The sequence below is a fragment of the Pseudomonas sp. P9_35 genome, assembly GCF_034008205.1.
GTDB lineage: Bacteria > Pseudomonadota > Gammaproteobacteria > Pseudomonadales > Pseudomonadaceae > Aquipseudomonas > Aquipseudomonas kilonensis.
On record NZ_CP125373.1, the window covers coordinates 2,204,963 to 2,227,509 of the forward strand.

Annotated in this window: 20 protein-coding genes; 14 read left to right on the forward strand and 6 right to left on the reverse strand. The window is 61.9% G+C overall.

Annotated elements, in window-relative coordinates; genetic code table 11:
- Positions 1 to 96: 96 nt before the first annotated feature.
- The 4 genes from QMK47_RS09815 (at position 97) to QMK47_RS09830 (ending at position 4,044) form a co-directional block, all read left to right on the forward strand.
- On the forward strand, positions 97 to 777 hold the full coding sequence (locus QMK47_RS09815; RefSeq protein ID WP_013692602.1) for a response regulator: 681 nt from the start codon (positions 97 to 99) through the stop codon (positions 775 to 777).
- Positions 774 to 2,105, forward strand: coding sequence for an ATP-binding protein (locus QMK47_RS09820; RefSeq protein ID WP_253472761.1), 1,332 nt, complete (start codon positions 774 to 776; stop codon positions 2,103 to 2,105). Before QMK47_RS09815 ends, QMK47_RS09820 begins: the two co-directional genes overlap by 4 nt.
- 214 nt (positions 2,106 to 2,319) lie before the next feature.
- Positions 2,320 to 3,732 carry an aspartate aminotransferase family protein gene (locus QMK47_RS09825; protein ID WP_320390098.1) on the forward strand — a complete coding sequence of 471 codons (1,413 nt, stop codon included), beginning with the start codon at positions 2,320 to 2,322 and terminating at the stop codon, positions 3,730 to 3,732.
- An 84-nt stretch (positions 3,733 to 3,816) separates the two neighbouring features.
- Positions 3,817 to 4,044 (forward strand): MbtH family protein, encoded by a 228-nt coding sequence (locus QMK47_RS09830; RefSeq protein WP_079305605.1) that lies wholly within the window; start codon positions 3,817 to 3,819, stop codon positions 4,042 to 4,044.
- 172 nt (positions 4,045 to 4,216) lie between these two features.
- Here the strand turns inward: QMK47_RS09830 and QMK47_RS09835 are convergent, their stop codons facing one another.
- A complete protein-coding gene (locus QMK47_RS09835; protein WP_258690648.1) occupies positions 4,217 to 5,113 on the reverse strand; it encodes a LysR family transcriptional regulator in 897 nt (298 codons plus the stop codon).
- 102 nt (positions 5,114 to 5,215) lie between these two features.
- Here QMK47_RS09835 and QMK47_RS09840 point away from each other — a divergent pair, with 102 nt between their 5' ends.
- The gene (locus tag QMK47_RS09840; protein WP_320390099.1) at positions 5,216 to 6,061 is read left to right on the forward strand and encodes a type 1 glutamine amidotransferase domain-containing protein; all 846 of its coding nucleotides are present in this window, start codon (positions 5,216 to 5,218) and stop codon (positions 6,059 to 6,061) included.
- Positions 6,062 to 6,211: 150 nt separating this feature from the next.
- Here QMK47_RS09840 and QMK47_RS09845 read toward each other — a convergent pair whose 3' ends face one another.
- Entirely contained in the window at positions 6,212 to 7,030 is an 819-nt protein-coding gene (locus tag QMK47_RS09845; protein WP_014337326.1) for a pyruvate, water dikinase regulatory protein, read from the reverse strand.
- A gap of 184 nt (positions 7,031 to 7,214) precedes the next feature.
- Between QMK47_RS09845 and ppsA the strand changes: the two genes are divergently transcribed.
- The 9 genes from ppsA (at position 7,215) to QMK47_RS09890 (ending at position 15,800) form a co-directional block, all read left to right on the forward strand.
- Positions 7,215 to 9,590: a phosphoenolpyruvate synthase gene (gene ppsA, locus QMK47_RS09850; RefSeq protein ID WP_214510859.1), complete on the forward strand. Its 2,376-nt coding sequence runs from the start codon at positions 7,215 to 7,217 to the stop codon at positions 9,588 to 9,590.
- 182 nt (positions 9,591 to 9,772) lie between these two features.
- Positions 9,773 to 10,762, forward strand: a complete 990-nt coding sequence (locus QMK47_RS09855) for an alpha/beta fold hydrolase (RefSeq protein WP_320390100.1) — start codon at positions 9,773 to 9,775, stop codon at positions 10,760 to 10,762.
- 126 nt (positions 10,763 to 10,888) lie between these two features.
- Positions 10,889 to 11,380 (forward strand): ribonuclease E activity regulator RraA, encoded by a 492-nt coding sequence (gene rraA / locus QMK47_RS09860; RefSeq protein WP_320390101.1) that lies wholly within the window; start codon positions 10,889 to 10,891, stop codon positions 11,378 to 11,380.
- Positions 11,381 to 11,405: 25 nt separating this feature from the next.
- A complete protein-coding gene (locus QMK47_RS09865; protein WP_253472777.1) occupies positions 11,406 to 12,401 on the forward strand; it encodes a zinc transporter ZntB in 996 nt (331 codons plus the stop codon).
- Between the two features lie 63 nt (positions 12,402 to 12,464).
- On the forward strand, positions 12,465 to 12,710 hold the full coding sequence (locus QMK47_RS09870; RefSeq protein ID WP_003199521.1) for a hypothetical protein: 246 nt from the start codon (positions 12,465 to 12,467) through the stop codon (positions 12,708 to 12,710).
- A 2-nt stretch (positions 12,711 to 12,712) separates the two neighbouring features.
- Positions 12,713 to 13,537, forward strand: a complete 825-nt coding sequence (locus QMK47_RS09875) for a mechanosensitive ion channel family protein (RefSeq protein ID WP_003199523.1) — start codon at positions 12,713 to 12,715, stop codon at positions 13,535 to 13,537.
- Positions 13,538 to 13,628: 91 nt separating this feature from the next.
- Positions 13,629 to 14,219 (forward strand): RNA polymerase sigma factor SigX, encoded by a 591-nt coding sequence (gene sigX, locus QMK47_RS09880; protein ID WP_003183614.1) that lies wholly within the window; start codon positions 13,629 to 13,631, stop codon positions 14,217 to 14,219.
- A gap of 108 nt (positions 14,220 to 14,327) precedes the next feature.
- Positions 14,328 to 15,362, forward strand: coding sequence for an OmpA family protein (locus QMK47_RS09885; protein ID WP_214510862.1), 1,035 nt, complete (start codon positions 14,328 to 14,330; stop codon positions 15,360 to 15,362).
- A gap of 249 nt (positions 15,363 to 15,611) precedes the next feature.
- Positions 15,612 to 15,800, forward strand: coding sequence for a nucleoid-structuring protein H-NS (locus QMK47_RS09890; protein ID WP_320412955.1), 189 nt, complete (start codon positions 15,612 to 15,614; stop codon positions 15,798 to 15,800).
- Positions 15,801 to 16,012: 212 nt separating this feature from the next.
- Here the strand turns inward: QMK47_RS09890 and cobA are convergent, their stop codons facing one another.
- From cobA to nirB, 4 genes are read right to left on the reverse strand one after another with little or no spacing between them, the layout of a single operon-like run.
- On the reverse strand, positions 16,013 to 16,768 hold the full coding sequence (gene cobA / locus QMK47_RS09895; protein ID WP_320390102.1) for a uroporphyrinogen-III C-methyltransferase: 756 nt from the start codon (positions 16,766 to 16,768) through the stop codon (positions 16,013 to 16,015).
- 11 nt (positions 16,769 to 16,779) lie between these two features.
- The gene (locus QMK47_RS09900; protein ID WP_320390103.1) at positions 16,780 to 19,497 is read right to left on the reverse strand and encodes a molybdopterin-dependent oxidoreductase; all 2,718 of its coding nucleotides are present in this window, start codon (positions 19,495 to 19,497) and stop codon (positions 16,780 to 16,782) included.
- Entirely contained in the window at positions 19,497 to 19,814 is a 318-nt protein-coding gene (gene nirD, locus QMK47_RS09905) for a nitrite reductase small subunit NirD (protein WP_018605256.1), read from the reverse strand. Before nirD ends, QMK47_RS09900 begins: the two co-directional genes overlap by 1 nt.
- Entirely contained in the window at positions 19,811 to 22,264 is a 2,454-nt protein-coding gene (gene nirB, locus QMK47_RS09910) for a nitrite reductase large subunit NirB (RefSeq protein ID WP_320390104.1), read from the reverse strand. Before nirB ends, nirD begins: the two co-directional genes overlap by 4 nt.
- Between the last annotated feature and the right edge of the window lie 283 nt (positions 22,265 to 22,547).

The following is a 22,547-nucleotide window of genomic DNA, read 5'->3' on the forward strand; positions in this document are numbered from 1 at the left end:
GCAGGCCGCAATGATCGCCCATGTTGGCTGTACTCGTCGCATAATGTCGGCTTAATCGGCCGGCGGCCTAATGTACCTTTTTCCACGGGGCTTACCATGCGCGTACTGGTCTGCGAAGACGATGAGTTGATTGCCAGCGGGATCGTTGCCGGCCTTACGGCGCAGGGCCTGACTGTCGAGCACGTCGCCACCGCATCGGCGGCGCGGGCGATGGTCGGCGTGGCGGAATTCGACGTTATGGTGCTGGACTTGGGATTGCCCGACGAGGACGGTCTCAAGCTGCTCAGGCAACTGCGTCAGCAGGGGTTGGAGACGCCGGTGCTGATCCTCACTGCCCGGGACTCGGTAACCGACCGGGTCGACGGCTTGCAGGCCGGCGCCGATGACTACCTGCTCAAACCCTTCGACCTGCGCGAACTCGCGGCGCGCCTGCACACGTTGCTGCGACGCGTGGCGGGGCGTAGCGTCAACCTGATCGAGCACGGTCGCCTGACCTACGACCCCAGCAGTCGGGAAACCACCCTGGACGGCCAGCCGGTGGATCTGTCCCGGCGCGAGCAATCGCTGTTGCAGGCGCTGCTGCACAGTCGCGGCCGGGTGCTGTCCACCGAACAGCTCAAGGACAGCGTCTACGGGTTCAACGACGAATTGGAAAGCAACGCCCTCAACGTCCATATCCATCACCTGCGGCGCAAGTTGGGCAACGGGATTGTCGAGACTGTGCGCGGCCTGGGCTATCGCCTGGGGCCGGCCGAAGGTGGAGAGTCTTCCAAGTGATGAGCCTGCGACTGCGCCTGAGCCTGACCCTCGGCGCGGCCTTTGCCCTGATCTGGGCCCTGGCCGCGGCGTGGATGCTCAGTGACCTGCGCAACCAGATGATGTTTTCCCTCGACCAGCGCCTGGTGGCCTCCGCGCGGATGGTCGCCGGGTTGCTGGAACAGATGCCACCGTTGCCCAGCAAGGGCGACGGCACGCATTTGAGCTCCGAGCAATTGAGCATTCCTGGCGGCATGGCCTGTCAGGTCAGCTCCTTGCGCGGCGAGATTCTGGCTCGCAGCCATGGCACTCCGGAACAAACCCTGGAAGCCGAGAAGATGGGTTTCCACGACCAGATGATCGACGGCGCGCCCTGGCGCAGCTTCACCCTGGCCCGGGGTGACTTGCGCGTCACGACCGCCGACCGCCAGATCGAACGCGAAGCCCTGAACATGTCGATACTGCTGGCCGCCTCGGTGCCGGTGGGCGTGGCGTTGCTCGGTTGCTTGTGCCTGTTGTGGCTGGGTATTGGCCAGGGCCTGGCACCGCTCAATCGCATTCGCGATGCGCTGATGCGGCGCAGCGCCGACTCCCTGGAGCCCTTGCAGATCCATCCACTGCCCAGCGAATTGCGACCGCTGCTGGAGACCCAGAACCAGTTGTTCCAGCGCATCGGCAAGACCATCGAGCGCGAGCGACGGCTGACCGGCGACGCCGCCCACGAGTTGCGCAGCCCGCTGACCGCCATCAAGACGCACCTGCAAGTGGCGCGCATGACCGAGGGCGCCGCCCGCGACCAATCCCTGGCCCGGGCCGAGGAGGGCGCCGACCGCATGCATCGCACACTCGAACAGTTGCTGCTGCTGGCGCGGGTCGAAGGCAGCCTGTCGTTCGACGATGGCGTGCAATGCAACGCCGAGCAGGTCGCCCGGCTGGCGATCCAGGATGCCGCCAGCAGTGATTCGCGGCGGATCAGGCTGCACGTGTCCCCAGGGTTGTCCGATGCACCGGTGCAGATGCCGGCGGTGCTCTCCATCGCCGCCTTGCGCAACCTGCTGGATAACGCCCTGCGCCATACGCCGGACGATACCGATGTGGAGCTGAGCCTGGAGATGATCGGCCAGCGCGTGCGCTTCCAGGTCCGCGACCACGGCCCCGGCATCGCCGCCGACGACATCCAGCACCTGACCCAGCGCTTCTGGCGCAACGGCCAGAGCACCGGCTGCGGCCTGGGGCTGGCGATCGTCCAGGCCATCGTCCAGCGTTGCGGCTGTGGTCTGCATTTCGACACGCGCCCGGATGGGCTGCGAGTCGAATTGACTGTGCCGGTTCAGGTGTTACCGGCCTGATTCACTTTAGCAATGGCCTGTAGGAAGGCTTTGCTCCCACAGGCTTCAAGGACAAACCACTGATCGCGCTGATGGAGAAAGTTCTGCCCGAGAGTAAATCCCTGCATTGCTGATGCGTTTCCACAACAGGAAACCTGCATGTGCGCTCCGACCGGAGATGCACCTGTGCGGTGTGTCGTTGGGTCATTACTTCAGTGTATTGCGGGGTCGAGGGATGTCAGTCGCCAACAGTCTTATCGAAGCACAGCCGGCCCGGGTCAGTCCTGCGCCGGCCGAGACGCTCTACCAGTTCAATGAGTCGCCGCTGCTGGCCCGCCAGAGTCGGCAGGAGTCCAATGCCCGCAGCTACCCACGGCGGATTCCCCTGGCCCTCAAGCGTGCCAAGGGGCTGTATGTCGAGGACGTCGAGGGTCGCACCTTCATCGATTGCCTGGCCGGCGCTGGCACACTGGCGCTGGGGCATAACCACCCGGTGGTGATCGAAGCGATCCAGCGGGTGCTGGCCGATGAGCTGCCCTTGCATACCCTGGACCTGACCACGCCGGTCAAGGACCGTTTCGTCCAGGACCTGTTCGGCTTGTTGCCGGCAGAGCTGGCCGCCGAGGCGAAGATCCAGTTCTGCGGCCCCACCGGTACTGACGCCGTGGAAGCGGCCCTCAAGCTGGTGCGCACCGCCACCGGCCGCAGCACCGTGCTGTCGTTCCAGGGCGGTTATCACGGCATGAGCCAAGGGGCGTTGAGCCTGATGGGCAGCCTGGGGCCGAAGAAACCCTTGGGCGCCTTGCTCAGCAGCGGCGTGCAGTTCATGCCATACCCCTACGATTACCGCTGCCCGTTCGGGCTGGGCGGTGTGGCGGGCGTGAAGGCCAATCTGCATTACCTGGAGAACCTGCTGAATGACCCCGAGGCCGGCGTGCAATTGCCGGCAGCCGTCATCGTCGAAGTGGTGCAGGGCGAGGGCGGGGTGATTCCCGCTGATCTGGACTGGCTGCGCGGCTTGCGGCGGATCACCGAGCAGGCGGGGGTGGCGTTGATCGTCGACGAAATCCAGAGCGGCTTTGGCCGTACCGGCAAGATGTTTGCGTTCGAGCACGCCGGGATCATCCCGGACGTGGTCGTGCTGTCCAAGGCCATCGGTGGCAGCCTGCCGCTGGCGGTGGTGGTTTATCGCGACTGGCTCGACACCTGGCTGCCAGGTGCTCACGCCGGGACCTTCCGTGGCAATCAGATGGCCATGGCCGCCGGTTCCGCAGTGATGCGCTATCTGCAGGAGCACGACTTGCCGGCCCACGCCGCCGCCATGGGCGAACGCTTGAGCGAGCACCTGCGCATCCTGCAGCGAGACTTCCCACAACTGGGCGATATCCGCGGTCGCGGGTTGATGCTCGGCGTCGAACTGGTGAACCCGGCGGGTAAACCCGATGCGCTGGGCCATCCGCCGGTGCATGCACGGCTGGCGCCACGGCTGCAACGTGAATGCCTCAAGCGCGGGCTGATCCTGGAGTTGGGTGGCCGGCAAGGCGGCGTGGTGCGGTTCCTGCCACCGCTGATCATCACAAAGGCGGAAATCGACCGGGTTGCCGAGATTTTCGGGCGTGCCCTGCAGGCGGCGGTTGTCGAGGCCTAATTTTCACTCGGGCCCGTACGTTCCTTTCATATCCTGGCTGCGCATGCGCCGCAGCGAACCTCGAGCAAAGATGGAGAGACACCCATGACTTCAGTATTCGACCGCGAGGACATCGTCTTTCAGGTCGTGGTCAACCACGAAGAACAGTATTCGATCTGGCCAGACTACAAGGCCGTCCCCGAAGGCTGGCGCACCGTCGGCAAAAGCGGGTTTAAGAAGGAATGCCTGGCCTACATCGAAGAAGTCTGGACCGACATGCGCCCGCTGAGCCTGCGCAAGAAGATGGACGAGCAGGCGGCTGCGGTTCACTAAATGCAGAGCTTGTGGCAGTAAGGAAGCTTCCACAGGAAGGCTGCGGGAGAATAAAAATCCTGCAGTCACATCAGAACCCCTGTGGGAGCGAGCTTGCTCGCGATGGCGGCGGATCAGCAATATCGATGCTGCTGACACTCCGCCATCGCGAGCAAGCTCGCTCCCACAGGGGCTATTGCGCGATCAAAAAATCAATCAACGCCCGTGCCGCCGCCGGCAGTTGTCGGTGCGGCGGATAGATGATTGAAAACGGCCGGCTGCGTCCGCCGAAGTCTTCCAGCAAAGCCACCAGTTCCCCGCGCTCGATTCGCTCCCGGACAATGAACTCATAGGTCTGGCAGATCCCCATCCCGGCCTGGGCCAGGGACACGATGCCCAATACATCGTCGGACACCTGCACATTGCCCACCGGCAGCCATTCCCGATCTTGATGATTTTCGCGAAACAGCCAGGGGGCGATGCGTCCGCTGCTGGGCATCACGAAGGGCAGGCAGGCGTGTGCAGCCAGTTCATCGACGTGCCGGGGCGTTCCGGCGCGTGCCAGGTAGTGCGGCGCGGCCACCAGGCAAAGGCGGGCGTCTTCGAGCTTGCGGCCGACCAGCCCGCTGTCCGGCAATGGCCCGAGGCGGATCGCCAGGTCATACCCCTCGGCCACCAGGTCGACATTGCGGTTGGTGATGCTCAGCTCGACCCGCACTTGCGGGCACGCCTGGGCGAAACGCGACAACAGCGACGGCAGGCGGTAATGACCGTAGGTCGTCGGCACGCTCAGGCGTACGCGACCGGTCAGGACACCGTCCTGGCCCTGGATCCGCCGCTCGGCATCGTCAATCAGGGCAAAGGCCGAGCGCGACTGTTCCAGGTACACCGTGCCGGCATCGGTCAGGTTCAGCCGCCGGGTCGTGCGTCGCAACAATTGCACCCCAAGCCGGGCTTCGAGGCGGGAGATGGCGCGGCTCAGGACCGAAGGCGTGGTCCCCAGCGCCACGGCGCCGGCGCTGAGGGTGCCTTTTTCCACGACTGTGACGAAGGCTTCCACATCCGCCAGATGATCGAAACGACGAGCCATTATTGCCTCCAGAGGCCAGGTGATGTTCCGGGCAGCCAGTTTATCGCCGGTAAGCGCATCAATACAGTGAGCCATCTTTTATCGAAGCGTTCTGGAGTCATCATGAAAAAGCTCACTACCTTGGCAACGTCTGTCGTTCTGGCAGGCATCAGCGTCGCGGCCCATGCCGATAACGTGCTGGTGGTCCTGTCGGACGCCGATCATCTGGATCTGAAAAATGGCCAGGTCTTCTCCACCGGCTTTTACCTCAACGAATTGCTGCAACCGGTGAAACTGTTGCTGGAGGCGGGTCACCAAGTGACGTTCGCAACGCCCGAGGGCAAGGCGCCGACGCTGGACCGTTCCTCGGTGGACAAGATGTACTTCAACAATGACTCGGCGGAGCTGGAGCGCTACCAGGCGTTGCTGGCGCAGTTGAACATCACCTCGGCCAAGGACTCACCGGTGATCAGCCTGGCCCGTGTCGAGCAGATCGGCCTGGAGCGGTTCGACGCCCTGTACATCCCCGGCGGGCACGCGCCGATGCAGGATTTGCTGACCAGCGCACCGCTGGGACGGGTGCTGACGCATTTTCATGACAGGGGCAAGACCACCGCGCTGGTCTGCCACGGGCCGATAGCGCTGCTGTCGACCCTGCCCGATGCCAGGGGCTTCGTCGACCAGTTGGCCGCCAGAGGCCAGGCCTCGGCCAAGGCCGACTGGATCTACGCCGGGTACAAGATGACGGTAATCAGCAATCAGGAAGAAGAACTGGCCAAGGGGCTTCTGGGCGGCGGGAGCATGAAGTTGTATCCACAAACCGCACTGGAACAGGCGGGTGGGCAATACCGCAGCAACACATCGCCATGGATGTCCCATGTGGTCATGGACCGGGAGTTGATCACCGGCCAGAACCCGGCGTCGGCGCTGGAGGTGGGGCAGGTGTTGGTCGAGCGGTTGAAGCGCTGACCCAGCACCACCACCGATTCCCCTGTGGGAGATTCCCTTGTGGGAGCGAGCTTGCTCGCGATTGCGGTGGATCAGCATTGTTGATGTCAGCTGACACACCGCTATCGCGAGCAAGCTCGCTCCCACAGGTTTTGGCTTAAGGCCTCTACCTTACTTGAACCGCCGCTCCACCCCTTTCTCCACCAGGATCTTCGCCGAAATCTCCTCCACGGAAAAATGCGTGGAGTTGATGTGCGGAATATTCTCCCGCCGGAACAGGTTTTCCACCTCGCGCACTTCGAACTCGCACTGGGCATAGCTCGAATAGCGGCTGTTGGGCTTGCGCTCGTTGCGGATCGCGGTAAGGCGGTCCGGGTCGATGGTCAGGCCGAACAGCTTGTGCTGGTGGGCACGCAGGGCGCTGGGCAGCTGCAGGCGCTCCATGTCGTCTTCGGTCAGCGGATAGTTGGCCGCACGGATGCCGAACTGCATCGCCATGTACAGGCACGTCGGCGTCTTGCCACAGCGCGACACCCCCACCAGGATCAGGTCGGCCTTGTCGTAATAATGCGTGCGGGCCCCGTCATCGTTGTCCAGCGCGAAGTTGACTGCCTCGATCCGCTCCATGTAGTTGGAGTTGTGGCCAATGGAGTGGGACTTGCCGACCGAGTAGGAGGAATGCTCGCTCAGTTCCTGTTCCAGGGGCGCCAGGAACGTGGAAAAAATGTCGATCATGAAACCATTGGACGTTGCGAGAATCTCACGGATGTCCTGATTGACGATGGTGTCGAAGATAATCGGGCGGAAACCGTCGGTTTCGGCGGCTTTATTGATTTGCTGTACCATGGCCCGCGCCTTGTCGACGTTGTCGATGTACGGTCGTATGAACTTGGCGAAGGTAATGTTTTCGAACTGTGCCAACAGGCTTTGGCCTAGCGTTTCGGCCGTAATGCCGGTGCCGTCGGAGATAAAGAAAGCAGATCGTTTCATTTGCGCCTTGGGCCTTAAGCTAGTGAGCTAGTGACGATTCTTGGATATGATAGGCGCGATTTGCTGGCCGCCAGTGGTCCGCATTCTCACTTATTTTCCAGGTCCAGGCCATATCGCCGGTCATCGCTCCCCTGGAGCCACCGGTGCCTTGAGCTTTTCCAACACAGTTAGTGGAGAGATCACCTTGGTAGAGTACGTAGTTTCCCTCGATAAGCTCGGCGTCCATGATGTGGAGCATGTGGGGGGCAAGAACGCATCCCTGGGCGAGATGATCAGCAACCTCGCCGGTGCCGGTGTATCGGTACCAGGTGGCTTCGCCACGACCGCCCAGGCTTATCGTGATTTCCTGGAACTGAGCGGCCTGAACAAGCAGATCCACGATGCGCTCGATGCCCTGGACGTCGATGACGTCAATGCCCTGGCCAAGACCGGTGCCCAGATCCGCCAATGGATCATGGACGCCGAGTTCCCCGAGAAACTGAACGCCGAGATCCGCACCGCTTTCGCCAAGCTGTCCGAAGGCAATCCCGACATCGCCGTCGCCGTGCGTTCCTCGGCCACCGCCGAAGACCTGCCGGATGCCTCCTTCGCCGGCCAGCAGGAAACCTTCCTGAACATCCGTGGCGTGGAAAACGTCATCCGTGCCGCCAAGGAAGTCTTCGCCTCCCTTTTCAACGACCGTGCCATTTCCTACCGCGTGCACCAGGGCTTCGACCACAAGCTGGTTGCCCTGTCCGCCGGTGTGCAGCGCATGGTCCGCTCCGAAACCGGCACCGCCGGCGTGATGTTCACCCTCGACACCGAGTCGGGCTTCCGTGACGTGGTGTTCATCACCGGCGCCTACGGCCTGGGTGAAACCGTCGTGCAGGGCGCGGTGAACCCGGATGAGTTCTACGTCCACAAAGGCACGCTGCAAGCCGGTCGTCCGGCCATCCTGCGCCGCAACCTGGGCAGCAAGGCCATCAAGATGATCTACGGCGACGAAGCCAAGGCCGGTCGTTCGGTGAAGACCGTCGACGTGGACAAGGCCGAGCGCGCGCGTTTTTGCCTCAGCGATGCCGAAGTCAGCGAGCTGGCCAAGCAGGCGATGATCATCGAGCAGCACTACAAGTGCCCGATGGACATCGAGTGGGCCAAGGACGGTGACGACGGCAAGCTGTACATCGTGCAGGCCCGTCCGGAAACCGTGAAGAGCCGCACCCAGGCCAACGTCATGGAGCGCTACCTGCTCAAGGAAACCGGCACCGTGCTGGTGGAAGGCCGTGCCATCGGCCAGCGCATCGGCGCCGGCAAGGTGCGGATCATCAAGGACGTCTCGGAGATGGACAAGGTCCAGGCCGGCGACGTACTGGTCTCCGACATGACCGACCCGGACTGGGAACCGGTGATGAAGCGCGCCAGCGCCATCGTCACCAACCGCGGCGGGCGTACCTGCCACGCGGCGATCATCGCCCGTGAACTGGGGATCCCGGCCGTGGTGGGTTGCGGCAACGCCACCCAACTGCTCAAGGACGGCCAGGGCGTGACCGTGTCCTGCGCCGAAGGCGATACCGGCTACATCTTCGAGGGCGAACTGGGCTTCGACATCAAGAAGAACTCCGTGGACGCCATGCCGGACCTGCCGTTCAAGATCATGATGAACGTCGGCAACCCGGACCGCGCCTTTGACTTCGCGCAACTGCCGAACGCTGGCGTGGGCCTGGCCCGCCTGGAGTTCATCATCAACCGCATGATCGGCGTGCACCCCAAGGCACTGCTGAACTACGACGGCCTGCCGCAGGACATCAAGGACAGCGTCGACAAGCGCATTGCCGGCTACAACGATCCGGTCGGTTTCTACGTCGAGAAGCTGGTGGAAGGCATCAGCACCCTGGCGGCGGCGTTCTGGCCGAAAAAGGTCATCGTGCGCCTGTCGGACTTCAAGTCCAACGAATACGCCAACCTGATCGGCGGCAAGCTCTACGAGCCGGAAGAAGAGAACCCGATGCTGGGCTTCCGTGGTGCTTCGCGCTACATCAGCGAATCGTTCCGCGACTGCTTCGAGCTCGAATGCCGCGCCCTCAAGCGTGTGCGCAACGAAATGGGCCTGACCAACGTCGAGATCATGGTGCCGTTCGTCCGGACCCTGGGCGAAGCGAGCCAGGTCGTTGACCTGCTGGCGGAAAACGGCCTGGCCCGTGGCGACAATGGTCTGCGCGTGATCATGATGTGCGAGCTGCCGTCCAACGCGATCCTGGCTGAAGAATTCCTCGAGTTCTTCGACGGTTTCTCCATCGGTTCCAACGACCTGACCCAGCTGACCCTGGGCCTGGACCGCGACTCCGGGATCATCGCGCACCTGTTCGATGAGCGGAATCCGGCGGTCAAGAAGCTGCTGGCCAACGCCATTGCCGCCTGCAACAAGGCTGGCAAGTACATCGGCATCTGCGGCCAGGGCCCGTCGGACCACCCGGACCTGGCCAAGTGGCTGATGGAGCAGGGCATCGAAAGCGTTTCGTTGAACCCGGACTCCGTGTTGGAAACCTGGTTCTTCCTGGCTGAGGGTCAGGCGGCGGTCTGATCTTTGATCGACTAAAGCCTGTGAGTTGACTTTGTGGGAGCGAGCTTGCTCGCGATAGCTGTGGGTCAGCAAAATTTAATGCTGACTGACACTCTGCCATCGCGAGCAAGCTCGCTCCCACAGGTTCTGTGGTTGTAGGGCGGGCTCCACAAGGATGCCGCCCTTTTTTGTGCAAGAAGATCATGCAAAGCAGCAGCAACCTCTTTCCTGTCGCCCTGATCAGCGCCGAGCGGCGCGGTGATCTGAGCGAAGATGTCTATCGCTTGAAACCCGGCAACAGCCCGGACGCCAGCGTCGAACTGGCCGTCACCCGGCTGGGCATGGCCGATGCCTGCGAGACCCGTGGGGTCCCGGTGATCCTGTTGCACGGCAGTTTTTCCAACCGGCGTTTCTGGTATTCCCCCAAGGGCCTGGGCCTGGGCGCGTACCTGGCACGCCTGGGGTTCGATGTCTGGATCCCCGAGATGCGCGGCCATGGGTTGTCCCAGCGCAACCTGGGCTATCGCCACAATCGCGTGGCCGACTACGCCCGCTACGACTTGCCGGCCATTGGCGCCTTCGTGCGTGAGCAGAGCGGGCAAGTGCCCCACTGGATCGGTCACTCCCTGGGGGGCATCACCCTGGCGGCCGCCCTGGGCGGTCATTACCTGGGCGAGCCGGCGGTGGCGTCGGCGGCGTTTTTTGGTACCCAGGTCAGCCGTACCTACTGGCCGCTGAAGATTCCGCCAGTGGAGTGGAGCGGTCGCTTCATTCTCAAGCGTTTTGCCCAATTGTCCGGTTCAAGGCTCAAGCGCGGCCCCGAGGACGAGCCCATCGGCCTGGCCCTGGAAAGCATGCGCTGGTACGGCCTGTTCGGACGTTTCGGCGATGCCGAGAAGAACTGGTGGGCCGGGTTGGCCGATGTCCAGTTGCCGGTGTTGGCGGTGAGTGCCGCAGGCGATCACCAGGACCCGACCTGGGCGTGCCGCAAACTCTTCGATCAGATCGGTTCCGAGCACAAGCAGTTTGTCTGCCTGGGCCGGGGACAGGGTTTCACCGAAGACTTCGGTCACGTCGAGATGCTGGTCAGCAAGGCCGCGCACCTTGAGGTCTGGCCGCTGGTGGCGCGTTGGCTCAAGGATCAGCAGGCCCCTTTGCTGGCCGAACAGCCCCAGTTGGCCGAGGCGGTTTGAGGCGAAGGCTCTGACAAGGTCATTTCGCTCTGATCGGCTTGCGGCTAAGATATGACGCTTCAAGCGGTTCCAGTCACAAACGGTTGCTCATTCAGTCCGACGTTCCAGCCTTTCAGGAGTTGTTCGATGAACCATTACCTCACGCCCGACCTGTGCGACGCCTACCCGGAACTGGTGCAGGTGTTGGAGCCGATGTTCAGCAATTTCGGCGGTCGCGATTCCTTCGGCGGCGAAATCGTGACCATCAAGTGCTTCGAGGACAACTCGCGGGTCAAGGAGCAGGTTGAACTCAAGGGCAACGGTAAGGTGCTGGTGGTCGATGGCGGCGGTTCCCTGCGTCGGGCGCTGCTGGGGGACATGCTGGCGGAAAAAGCCGCGAAAAACGGCTGGGAAGGGCTGGTGGTCTACGGTTGCATCCGCGACGTCGACATCATTGCCCAGACGGATCTCGGGGTTCAGGCCCTGGCCAGTCACCCGATGAAGACTGACCGGCGCGGCGTTGGCGAACTCAATGTGCCGGTGACCTTTGCCGGCGTGACGTTTCGCCCGGGCGAGTATGTCTATGCGGACAATAACGGCGTGATCATCTCGCCAAGCCCGCTGAAAATGCCTGAATGAAGCAGTACAGCCATAAGGGATGAGGATGTTCGAGGAAGAAAACGCGCAGTGGGGGCTGGTGCATGCCCTGGTGCTGGACGGTAAAGGCGGCGCGCGTTCCATAGCCCGGACCGAACTCGACGATTTGCAGTTGCAGGCCCATGAAAGCCTGTGGCTGCACTGGGATCGCAGTCATCCGCAAACCCACACCTGGTTGCGCAAATCCAGTGGCCTGAGCGAGTTCAACTGCGACCTGCTGCTCGAAGAAAACACCCGGCCGCGGCTGTTGCCGTTGCCCAATGCCGAGCTGCTGCTGTTCCTGCGGGGGATCAATCTCAACCCGGGCGCCGAACCTGAAGACATGGTGTCGGTACGGATCTTTGCGTCCGCCCAGCGGGTGATCTCCCTGCGCCTGCGTCCGTTGCGCGCCACCGATGAGCTGTTGGCGCAGCTGGCCGAGGGCAAGGGCCCGAAGACGGCGTCCGAACTCATCCTCTACATGGCGCAATACCTCACCAATAAGGTGCAGGACCTGGTCACCTGTCTCTCCGAAATCGTCGATGGCGAGGAAGAAAAACTCGATACCGACGAACGGTATACTCCCGAGCACGACGCCATTTTGCACATCCGCCGAAGGGCTGCCGGGCTCAAGCGATTCCTGGCGCCACAGCGGGACATCTTCGGCCAGATGACGCGGCTCAAACTGCCATGGTTCTGCGACGATGACGGTGACTACTGGAACGAATTGAACAACAGCCTGACCCGTTACCTCGAGGAGCTGGAATTGACTCGAGAGCGCGTGGGGCTTGTGCTGGAGGCCGAAGACCGACGTCTTTCGGTGCGCATGAACCGCACCATGTACCGCTTCGGTATCGTCACCGGGATTTTCCTGCCGATGAGTTTTCTCACCGGCCTTCTGGGTATCAATGTCGGCGGCATTCCGTTTTCCGCAAGCCCCTACGGTTTCATGGTTGCCTGCCTGCTGATGATCTGCGTCGCGACGGGGCAGTGGTTGTTGTTCCGCCGTTTGCGCTGGGTGTGATGGGGTTTCATGTGACCCGACGAAATTTGATCGCGTCTTCCACAGACATCACGAGAGGTGCGTATGCACGATCCGTTTGAACAGTCTTTGCGCGACATGCTCAAGGCTTCGCCGTCCAGCCGGGACGACGATGCATGCCTGGGACGTGTACTGAAAACCGCCAACCGCCAGGTCGGCGCGGGCGATCTGTTCAGCCTGCTGGGCCGCTGGTTGCCCGCGCTGATGATCGCCCTGAATAACGGATCGGCCCATCTCTCGCCGGTTTCCCGCCGTAAACCTGTTACTCGCACCGCTGATAAGGCTGATTGAATATGGAACTTGATCTCTGGACCCAGAGCCTCGTCACGGCGATGACTGCGTTGTGGACCAAAGTAGCTAACTTCATCCCGAACCTCTTCGGCGCCCTGGTGGTGCTGCTGTTGGGCTTTGTCGTGGCCAAGCTGCTGGACACGCTGCTGTCCAAGTTGCTCGCCAAATTGGGCCTCGATCGCCTGATGGGCGGCACCGGCCTGACCAAATTGCTGTCCCGTGGCGGCATCCAGGTACCGATCTCGACCCTGGTCGGCAAGATCGTGTATTGGTTCGTATTGCTGATTTTCCTGGTTTCGGCAGCAGAATCCCTCGGCCTTGAGCGAGTTTCGGCTACGCTCGATATGCTCGCATTGTATTTGCCGAAGGTTTTTGGTGCTGCGCTGGTGTTGCTGGTCGGCGTTCTGCTGGCGCAACTGGCCAATGGGCTGGTGCGCGGCGCGGCCGAAGGCGTTGGGCTGGACTACGCCGCTGGCGTAGGGCGAATTGCCCAGGGCCTGGTGATCATCATCAGTATTTCGGTGGCGATCAGCCAGTTGGAGGTCAAGACAGACCTGCTCAACCACGTGATCGTGATCGTTTTGATTACCGTTGGTCTGGCGGTTGCGCTGGCAATGGGATTGGGAAGTCGTGAAATCGCCGGTCAGATCCTGGCGGGAATCTATGTGCGTGAATTGTATGAGGTTGGGCAACAAGTGCGTGTTGGCGAGGTCGAAGGCCAGATCGAAGAGATTGGCACGGTGAAGACCACATTGCTGACCGAGGAGGGCGAGCTGGTGTCGCTTTCCAATCGGATCCTGCTGGAACAGCATGTGAGTAGCCGCTAACCCGGCAAACCCTGCTAATGTATGCCGCCGCAAAATGCCTGCTATCGCAGGCTGCGGCGCACATTGACCTAGACTGTCGGCCCGACTTGTTTTGAACAAACCCCAATCGCTATCTACGCGCTACGACCCCCGTGATCTCTCTGATGAGGAGTTGGTCGCGCGCGCGCATACCGAGCTGTTTCACGTAACGCGCGCCTATGAAGAATTGATGCGCCGTTACCAGAGAACATTATTTAACGTTTGTGCACGATATCTTGGGAACGATCGCGATGCTGACGATGTCTGTCAGGAGGTGATGTTGAAGGTGCTGTATGGGCTGAAGAACTTCGAGGGGAAATCGAAGTTCAAGACCTGGCTCTACAGCATCACCTACAACGAATGCATCACGCAGTATCGCAAGGAACGGCGAAAGCGTCGCTTGATGGACGCTTTGAGCCTGGATCCTCTGGAGGAAGCGTCGGAAGATAAGGCGCCCAAGCCCGAGGAGAAGGGGGGACTCGATCGTTGGCTGGTCTATGTGAACCCGATCGATCGGGAAATTCTGGTGCTACGATTTGTCGCAGAGCTGGAATTCCAGGAGATCGCAGACATAATGCATATGGGTTTGAGCGCGACAAAAATGCGTTACAAGCGCGCGCTTGACAAATTGCGTGAGAAATTTGCAGGCATTGCTGAAACTTAAGTTCGGCGCAAATATCTCTTACGTGTAGGCAAGTTCTGATAGACTTGCCGCCGAGTTGTCCCCCGGTTTGCGGGACTGCTTCACAATCACCAGATGGGGATTTAACGGATGAAACTGAAAAACACCTTGGGCTTTGCCATTGGTTCTTTGATTGCTGCCACTTCGTTCGGCGCTCTGGCACAAGGCCAAGGCGCAGTTGAAATCGAAGGCTTCGCCAAGAAAGAACAATTCGACAGCGCTCGTAACTTCAAGAACAACGGCAACCTGTTCGGCGGTTCGGTTGGTTACTTCCTGACCGACGACGTTGAACTGCGTCTGGCCTACGACGAAGTGCACAACGCACGTTCCGACGACGGTCGTAACATCAAGGGCGCCAACACCGCTCTGGATGCCCTGTACCACTTCAACAACCCAGGTGACATGCTGCGTCCGTACGTATCGGCTGGCTTCTCCGACCAGAGCATCGGTCAGAACGGCTCCAGCGGTCGTAACCGTTCCACCTTCGCTAACGTTGGTGGCGGCGCCAAGCTGTACTTCACCGAAAACTTCTACGCCCGTGCCGGCGTTGAAGCTCAGTACAACATCGACCAGGGCGACACCGAGTGGGCTCCAAGCGTCGGTATCGGTGTGAACTTCGGTGGCGGCTCCAAGCCTGCTGCTGCTCCAGTTCCAGCTCCGGCTGAAGTCTGCTCCGACAGCGACAACGATGGCGTGTGCGACAACGTCGACAAGTGCCCTGACACCCCAGCCAACGTAACCGTTGACGCTGATGGCTGCCCAGCTGTTGCTGAAGTCGTACGTGTTGAGCTGGACGTGAAGTTCGACTTCGACAAGTCGGTTGTCAAGCCTAACAGCTACGGCGACATCAAGAACCTGGCTGACTTCATGAAGCAGTACCCATCCACCAGCACCACTGTTGAAGGTCACACTGACTCCGTCGGTCCTGACGCTTACAACCAGAAACTGTCTGAGCGTCGTGCAAACGCCGTTAAGCAAGTTCTGACCAACCAGTACGGTGTTGAATCGTCCCGCGTTCAGTCTGTTGGCTACGGCGAATCCCGCCCAGTTGCTGACAACGCCACTGAAGCTGGTCGTGCAGTTAACCGTCGCGTAGAAGCGCAGGTTGAAGCCCAAGCTAAGTAATTAGCCCACAGCTTTGGAAAAGCCCGGCCTAGGCCGGGCTTTTCTTTGCCTGGGATTTATGACTCAGGGCTGGATCACTGAACCTGTGGGAGCGAGCTTGCTCGCGATGGCGGCCTCGCAGCCGGCCAGGGTTTTGTTGACCGGGTACATATCCATTTTCGCGGTAACGGCCACTTAGGGTTCCGCCCTGACGGCGGGTCACTTTCGAAAAGCGCGAAAGTAACCAAAGCGCTTCTGCCCCACCACTCGGTGCCTCGCCTAGGCTCGGCATGCCCGAACGAAGGCATTGCTCCGTGGGCCCGCCGCGAAGGGCCATCCATGGCCCAGCGCGGCTATCCCGGCATCCATGCCGGGATGCCCACTACGCAATACCTGCGTTCGGCCAGCGTGGTTAACGGGGCGCCCCAGATCAACGTCCACCCCGAGGCGGCCTTATAGCCGACCTGGCTCTCCCGGTCGTACACCCATCCGATCTGTGGGAGCAAAGCTTGCTCGCGAAAGCGGCCTGACAGCCGACCTGGCTCTCCCAGTCGTACTCCGATCCCATTGTGGGAGCGAGCTTGCTCGCGATTGCGGTGTGTCAGTCACCATCCAGGCTGCTGATACATTGCAATCGCGAGCAAGCTCCCACATTTGGTAGGGGGTGTCTGTCAGAGGGCTGAAACCTGGGCCCAGGCCGGTGGGGAGGCGGCCCGTTCGGCAGCGCCGGCCACTGCGCCAATCACCAGGATCGCCGGGCTCTTGAGTTGAAAGGTGCTGGCATCGGCTTCCATCGAGGCCAGGTCGCTGCGGCAGTCACGCTGGTGGGGCAGGGAGGCGTTTTCGATCATGGCCACGGGTGTGTCCGCCGCCAGGCCGCCGGCCAGCAATTGCTCACGAATTTCGCTCAGCTTCGCCACGCCCATGTACACCACCAGCGTCGTGCCGCTTTGCGCCAAGGCTTGCCAGTTCAGGCTGCTGCCGTCCTGGGTGTGGGCCGTCACCAGCGTCACGCCCCGGGCAATCCCGCGCAGGGTCAGTGGAATATCGCACTGGGTCGCCCCCGCGAGGCCGGCGGTGATGCCATTGACCATCTCCACTTCGACACCCTGCTCGCGCAGCCACTGCGCCTCTTCACCGCCGCGGCCGAAGATGCACGGGTCGCCGCCCTTGAGACGCACCACGCATTTGCCCTGGCGGGCATAACGCAGCATCAGGCGATGGATAAAGGCCTGGGGTGTGGAGCGGCAGCCGCCGCGCTTGCCCACGGCAATGATGCGCGCATCGGGGCAATGTTCCAGCACCGCGGCGTTGACCAGGTCGTCGATCAACACCACGTCGGCCTCGCCCAGGGCGCGCACGGCTTTGAGGGTCAGCAATTCAGGGTCACCGGGACCTGCACCCACCAGCCAGACTTTTGCGTTCATAGTGTTTTTCCTCACGAGATAGCCGCCAGCGGTTGCGCAGTGGCAACCAGCAGGCGCTTGATTTCCGGTACGCAGGAACCGCATTGCGTGCCACAGCCCAGTTCCTGTTTGAGCCCCTGCAAGTCCAGGCCACGTTCGATGCCTGCGCAGATCGCACGCTGGCTGACGTTCATGCAGTTGCACAGCGTTTTACTGCCACCCGTTGCGGCGCCGACGTTGCCCGGCGGCGCGCTCAAAGGCGCCAGCAGCCAGCGCCGCAGTTGTTCATCGGCACGACCTTCCAGCCACAGGTTTTGCAACCAGTGGCGGGCCAAGGTTTCGCCGGCCAGGCGAATAGCGGTGATGCGGCCGTTTTCGATGCGCACCCGTTTACCGATGGCGCGACGCGGGTCGTCATAGGCCAGCACCGGCCCATCGATCAGGCCCAATTGTTCGTCGATGGCCTGGAGCAGTTGCGGTTCAGGGGCAACGGCGCTGGCAGCGCGAATCAGCAACGCGGGACGCTCACGGCCAGTCAGGCTCAGGCTGACGTAGGAAAATGCCTCACACAGGGGGCGCAGGGCTTCCAGATGCTGTTGAACATCGCCTTCGATCAAGGCGAAAAGCTGCCAAGGCAGGTTCACCGGTTCCAGGCGCACGCCGCTGTGCTTGAGTTCCGGTTGTTTCGACAAGGGATCGAAGGCTGGTTGCGTCAGGGTATTCACGCCGCCCTTGAGGAACCGGTCGCCCCAGTGCATGGGCAGGAATGCCTGGCCGGGACGCACGCTGTCGTCGCTGTCCACGGCCACGATCACGCTGCCGCGACGGCTCTTGAGGCTGACCAGGTCGCCCGCTTGCAGGCGATGGCGTTGCAGTTCGTCGGGGTGCAGGCTGAGCACCGCTTCGTTCACATGACCAAACAACTGCGCGGCAGTACCGGTACGGCTCATGCCGTGCCATTGGTCGCGCAGGCGGCCGGTGTTCAGGGTCAACGGGTAGCGGGCGTCACGCAGTTCCTTGGCGGCGCGATAGGGGTCGGCCACAAACCGCGCCCGGCCGCTGTCGGTCGGAAAAATCCCGTCTACGTACAGGCGCGCCGTCCCGACCGTGGCGCCGTCCGGGAAGGGCCATTGCTGAGGGCCGAGTTGATCGATCAGGGCATGGCTGATGCCGGACAAGTCCAGGTCGCGGCCACGGGTCAGCTGTTTGTATTCATCGAACAGTTGGGCCGGGCTTTCAAAGGCGAACAGGCTGGGCTGGCCCGGGCGCAGGTGTTTTTCCAGGCGTTGTGCGAAATCCACGGTGATTGCCCAGTCCGCACGTGCTTCACCCGGTGCGCCGATGGCCCGGCGGACGTGGGAAATGCGCCGTTCGGAGTTGGTCACCGAACCTTCTTTCTCGCCCCAACTGGCCGCTGGCAGCAGCAGGTCGGCAAACGCGGCGGTTTCGGTGGTCCGGAAAGCTTCCTGCAACACCACGAATGGACAGGCTTGCAGGGCTTCACGTACCGCGGTCTGGTCCGGCATCGATTGGGCAGGGTTGGTGCAGGCGATCCACAAGGCCTTGATCTTGCCGCTGCGCACCTGCTCGAACAGCTCGATGGCGCTCAAGCCAGTGGTGGTGGGCAGTTGCTCAACGCCCCAGTAGCGGGCGACTTCCGCACGATGTTCCGGGTTGGCGGCTTCACGATGGCCCGGCAGCAGGTTCGACAGGCTGCCGGTTTCTCGTCCGCCCATGGCGTTGGGCTGACCGGTCAACGAGAACGGTCCCGCACCCGGTCGGCCGATCTGCCCGGTGGCCAGGTGCAGGTTGATCAGGGCGCTGTTTTTCGCGCTACCGGCGGTGGACTGGTTCAAACCCATGCACCACAACGACAGGAAGCTCGGCGACGTGCCGACCCATTCGGCGCACTGCTGCAGTTGTTCGACGCTGATACCGCACAGCTGGGCGACCATGCTCGGGGTGTAATCACGTACCAGGTTCTTCAGCTCCGCCAGGCCTTCGGTGTGGGCCTTGATGAAGTCGCGATCGACCCAGTCTTCCCACAGCAGCAAGTGCAAAATCCCATGGAACAAGGCGACATCGGTGCCCGGCAGGATCGCCAGGTGCAGGTCCGCCAGGTCGCAAGTGTCGGTGCGCCGGGGGTCGATGACGATGATTTTCATCTGCGGCCGGCGGGATTTAGCCTCTTCGAGACGGCGAAAGAGGATGGGATGGGCGTAGGCCATGTTACTGCCGACGATCATCACGCAGTCGCTCAATTCCAGGTCTTCGTAGCTGCAGGGCGGGGCGTCGGCGCCGAGGCTGCGCTTGTAGCCCACCACGGCGGAGGACATGCACAGCCGCGAATTGCTGTCGATGTTGTTGGTGCCCACCAATGCCCGGGCGAGCTTGTTGAAGGCGTAGTAATCCTCGGTCAGCAATTGGCCGGAGATGTAGAACGCCACGCTGTCCGGGCCGTGTTCGGCGATGGTCTCGGCGAAGACGCTGGCGGCGTGATCCAGGGCGCTGTCCCAGTCGGTGCGGGCCCGGGCCAGGCCTTTGCCCAGGCGCAACTCGGGGTAGAGCGCGCGGGCGGCGAGGTCGCCGGTCAGGTGCAGGGTCGAGCCTTTGCTGCACAGTTTGCCAAAGTTGGCCGGATGGGCGGGATCGCCGCTGACGCCGAGGATGCGCTCGTCGTCATGCTCGATCAGGACGCCGCAACCGACCCCGCAATAACAGCAGGTCGAGGCAGTGGTCTGGCGGTTCATCAGCTTGCGTCCCGCAGTGCCAACTGCACCCGGCCGTTCTCGACCCGGGCCGAATGATGATGGGCGCAGCCCACGTCCGGGGCCTGGGCCTGGCCGCTTTCCAGGTCGATCTGCCAGTTGTGCAGCGGGCAGGCCACGCGCTTGCCGTAGACCAACCCTTGGGACAGTGGGCCACCCTTGTGCGGGCAACGGTCATCGAGGGCGAACACTTCATCGTCGCTGGTACGAAAAATCGCGATGTCGCCTTTCGGGCCGTTGATGATGCGCGAGCCGAGGATATTGATCTCTTCCAGTGCGCAGATATCCAGCCAGTTCATGCCGGCACCTCCAGGTTTTTCACGGGAATGACCTCAAACTCTTTCTTCAGCTGGGGTTGTTCCAGGCGCTGTTTCCACGGGTCTTGTTCCAGCGACAGGGAAAACTTCAGGCGTTCATGGAGCGCCTTGCGTCGAACCGGATCTTCCAGCACGGCTTTCTTGATGTGCTCCATGCCGACCCGCTGCATGTAATGCACGGTGCGTTCGAGGTAGAAGGCTTCCTCGCGGTACAGCTGCAGGAAGGCGCCGTTGTATTCGCGCACTTCTTCGGCAGTCTTGAGCTTGACGAAAAACTCCGCGACTTCGGTCTTGATCCCGCCGTTGCCGCCGATGTACATCTCCCAGCCGGAGTCGACGCCGATAATGCCGACGTCCTTGATGCCGGCTTCCGAGCAGTTGCGTGGGCAACCGGAGACGGCCAGTTTCACCTTGTGCGGTGACCACATGTTGAACAGGTCGTGCTCCAGCTCGATGCCCAGTTGGGTGGAGTTCTGCGTGCCGAAGCGGCAGAACTCGCTGCCGACGCAGGTCTTCACCGTGCGGATGGACTTGCCGTAGGCGTGGCCGGACGGCATGTCGAGGTCTTTCCACACGCCGGGCAGGTCCTGCTTCTTGATTCCCAGCAAATCGATGCGCTGGCCGCCGGTGACCTTGACCATGGGCACGTTGTACTTGTCGGCCACGTCGGCGATGCGCCGTAGTTCCGAAGGGTTGGTCACGCCACCCCACATCCGCGGGACCACGGAGTAGGTGCCGTCTTTCTGGATGTTGGCGTGGGCGCGTTCGTTGATCAGGCGCGACTGTGGGTCGTCGTGAGCTTCGCCAGGCCAGGTGGAAATCAGGTAGTAGTTCAACGCCGGGCGGCAGGTGGCGCAGCCGTTGGGGGTGCGCCAGTTCAGGTAGCTCATGGCCCCGGCGATGGTCAGCAAATGCTGGTCGCGGATCGCCTGGCGGATCTGGCCATGGTTGAGGTCGCTGCAACCGCAGATGGCTTTCTCGCTTTTCGGCTTGACGTCCGCCGCACCGCCGACGGTGTTGATCAGGATCTGCTCCACCAGGCCGGCGCAGGAGCCGCAGGAACTGGCGGCCTTGGTGTGTTTTTTCACGTCATCAACGCTGAACAACCCGTGTTCCTGGATCGCCTTGACGATGGTGCCTTTGCACACGCCGTTGCAGCCGCAGACTTCGGCGGTGTCGGCCATGCTCATGGCTTTGTCCTGGCCCTGGTGGCCGACGTCTCCGAGTGCGTTTTCTCCAAACATCAGGTGATCGCGGATCTCGCTGATGCCGTGGTTCTCACGGATCTGGCGGAAATACCAGCCGCCGTCTGCCGTATCGCCGTACAGGCAGGCGCCGACCAGTACGTCATCCTTGATCACCAGCTTTTTGTAGACGCCGCCGATGGGGTCGGAAAGGGTGATGGTCTCGGTGCCTTCGCCGCCCATGAAGTCACCGGCGGAGAACAAATCGATGCCGGTGACCTTCAATTTGGTCGAGGTGACCGAACCCTTGTAAGTGGCGAAGCCCAGTTGCGCGAGGTGGTTGGCGCAGACCTTGGCCTGTTCGAACAACGGCGCCACCAGGCCGTAGGCGGTGCCGCGGTGGCTGGCGCATTCACCGATGGCGTAGATGCGCGGGTCGTAGGTTTGCATCGTGTCGTTGACCAGGATCCCGCGGTTGCACGGGATGCCGGATTTTTCCGCCAGTTCGGTGTTGGGACGGATGCCGGCGGCCATCACCACCAGGTCGGCGGGGATGATGTCGCCGTTTTTGAACTGGACCGAGCCGACCCGGCCATTGCCGGCGTCGTGCAAGGCCTGGGTCTGTTCGCTGAGGCGGAATTTCAGGCCACGGCTTTCCAGGGCGGTCTGCAGCAGTTGGCCGCTGGTCTTGTCCAGTTGCCGTTCCAACAGCCATTCACCGATGTGGACGACAGTCACGTCCATGCCCCGCAGCTTCAAGCCGTTGGCCGCTTCCAGGCCGAGCAGGCCACCGCCGATCACCACCGCGTGCTTGTGGGTCTTGGCGGTATTGATCATCGCCTGGGTGTCGGCGATGTCGCGGTAACCGATCACGCCTTCCAGGGTGTTGCCAGGAATCGGCAGGATGAAGGGTGTGGAGCCGGTGGCGATCAGCAGGCGGTCGTATTCGGCTTCGCTGCCGTCTTCGGCGATGACCCGACGCTTGACCCGGTCGATCTCCACCACTTTTCGGTTGAGCAGCAGCTTGATGTTGTTGTCCAGGTACCAGCTCAGGTCGTTGAGCACGATCTCTTCGAACGTCTGCTCACCGGCCAGCACCGGCGAGAGCAGGATGCGGTTGTAGTTGGTGTGGGGCTCGGCGCCGAACACCGTGATGTCGTACAGCTCGTTGCTCAGCTTGAGCAGTTCCTCGAGGGTTCGAACCCCGGCCATGCCGTTGCCGATCATCACCAGTTTGAGTTTCTTCATCAGGGTTCTCCGCAAGCTCAGGTCCGCTTTATCACGGCGATCGGACTGGCTCGGTCATTTTTACGAAAACAAAAAAAGGCGTCCCGCTAGCAAGCTAGCGAGGACGCCTTTGTCCTGGTCCCGTTCTCTCGGGAAGCACCGCCTTCATCGTTGGAGGCGTTGCCTTATGTATGTTGATAGGGGGTATGCAGTGGTTGTGCCAAGTGGCTCGAAGGTGCGGATTTATTGAGCAGCGGGCTGGTTGAGCGGATTGGGGAGGGATTTATTGCACCGTATCAAAGCG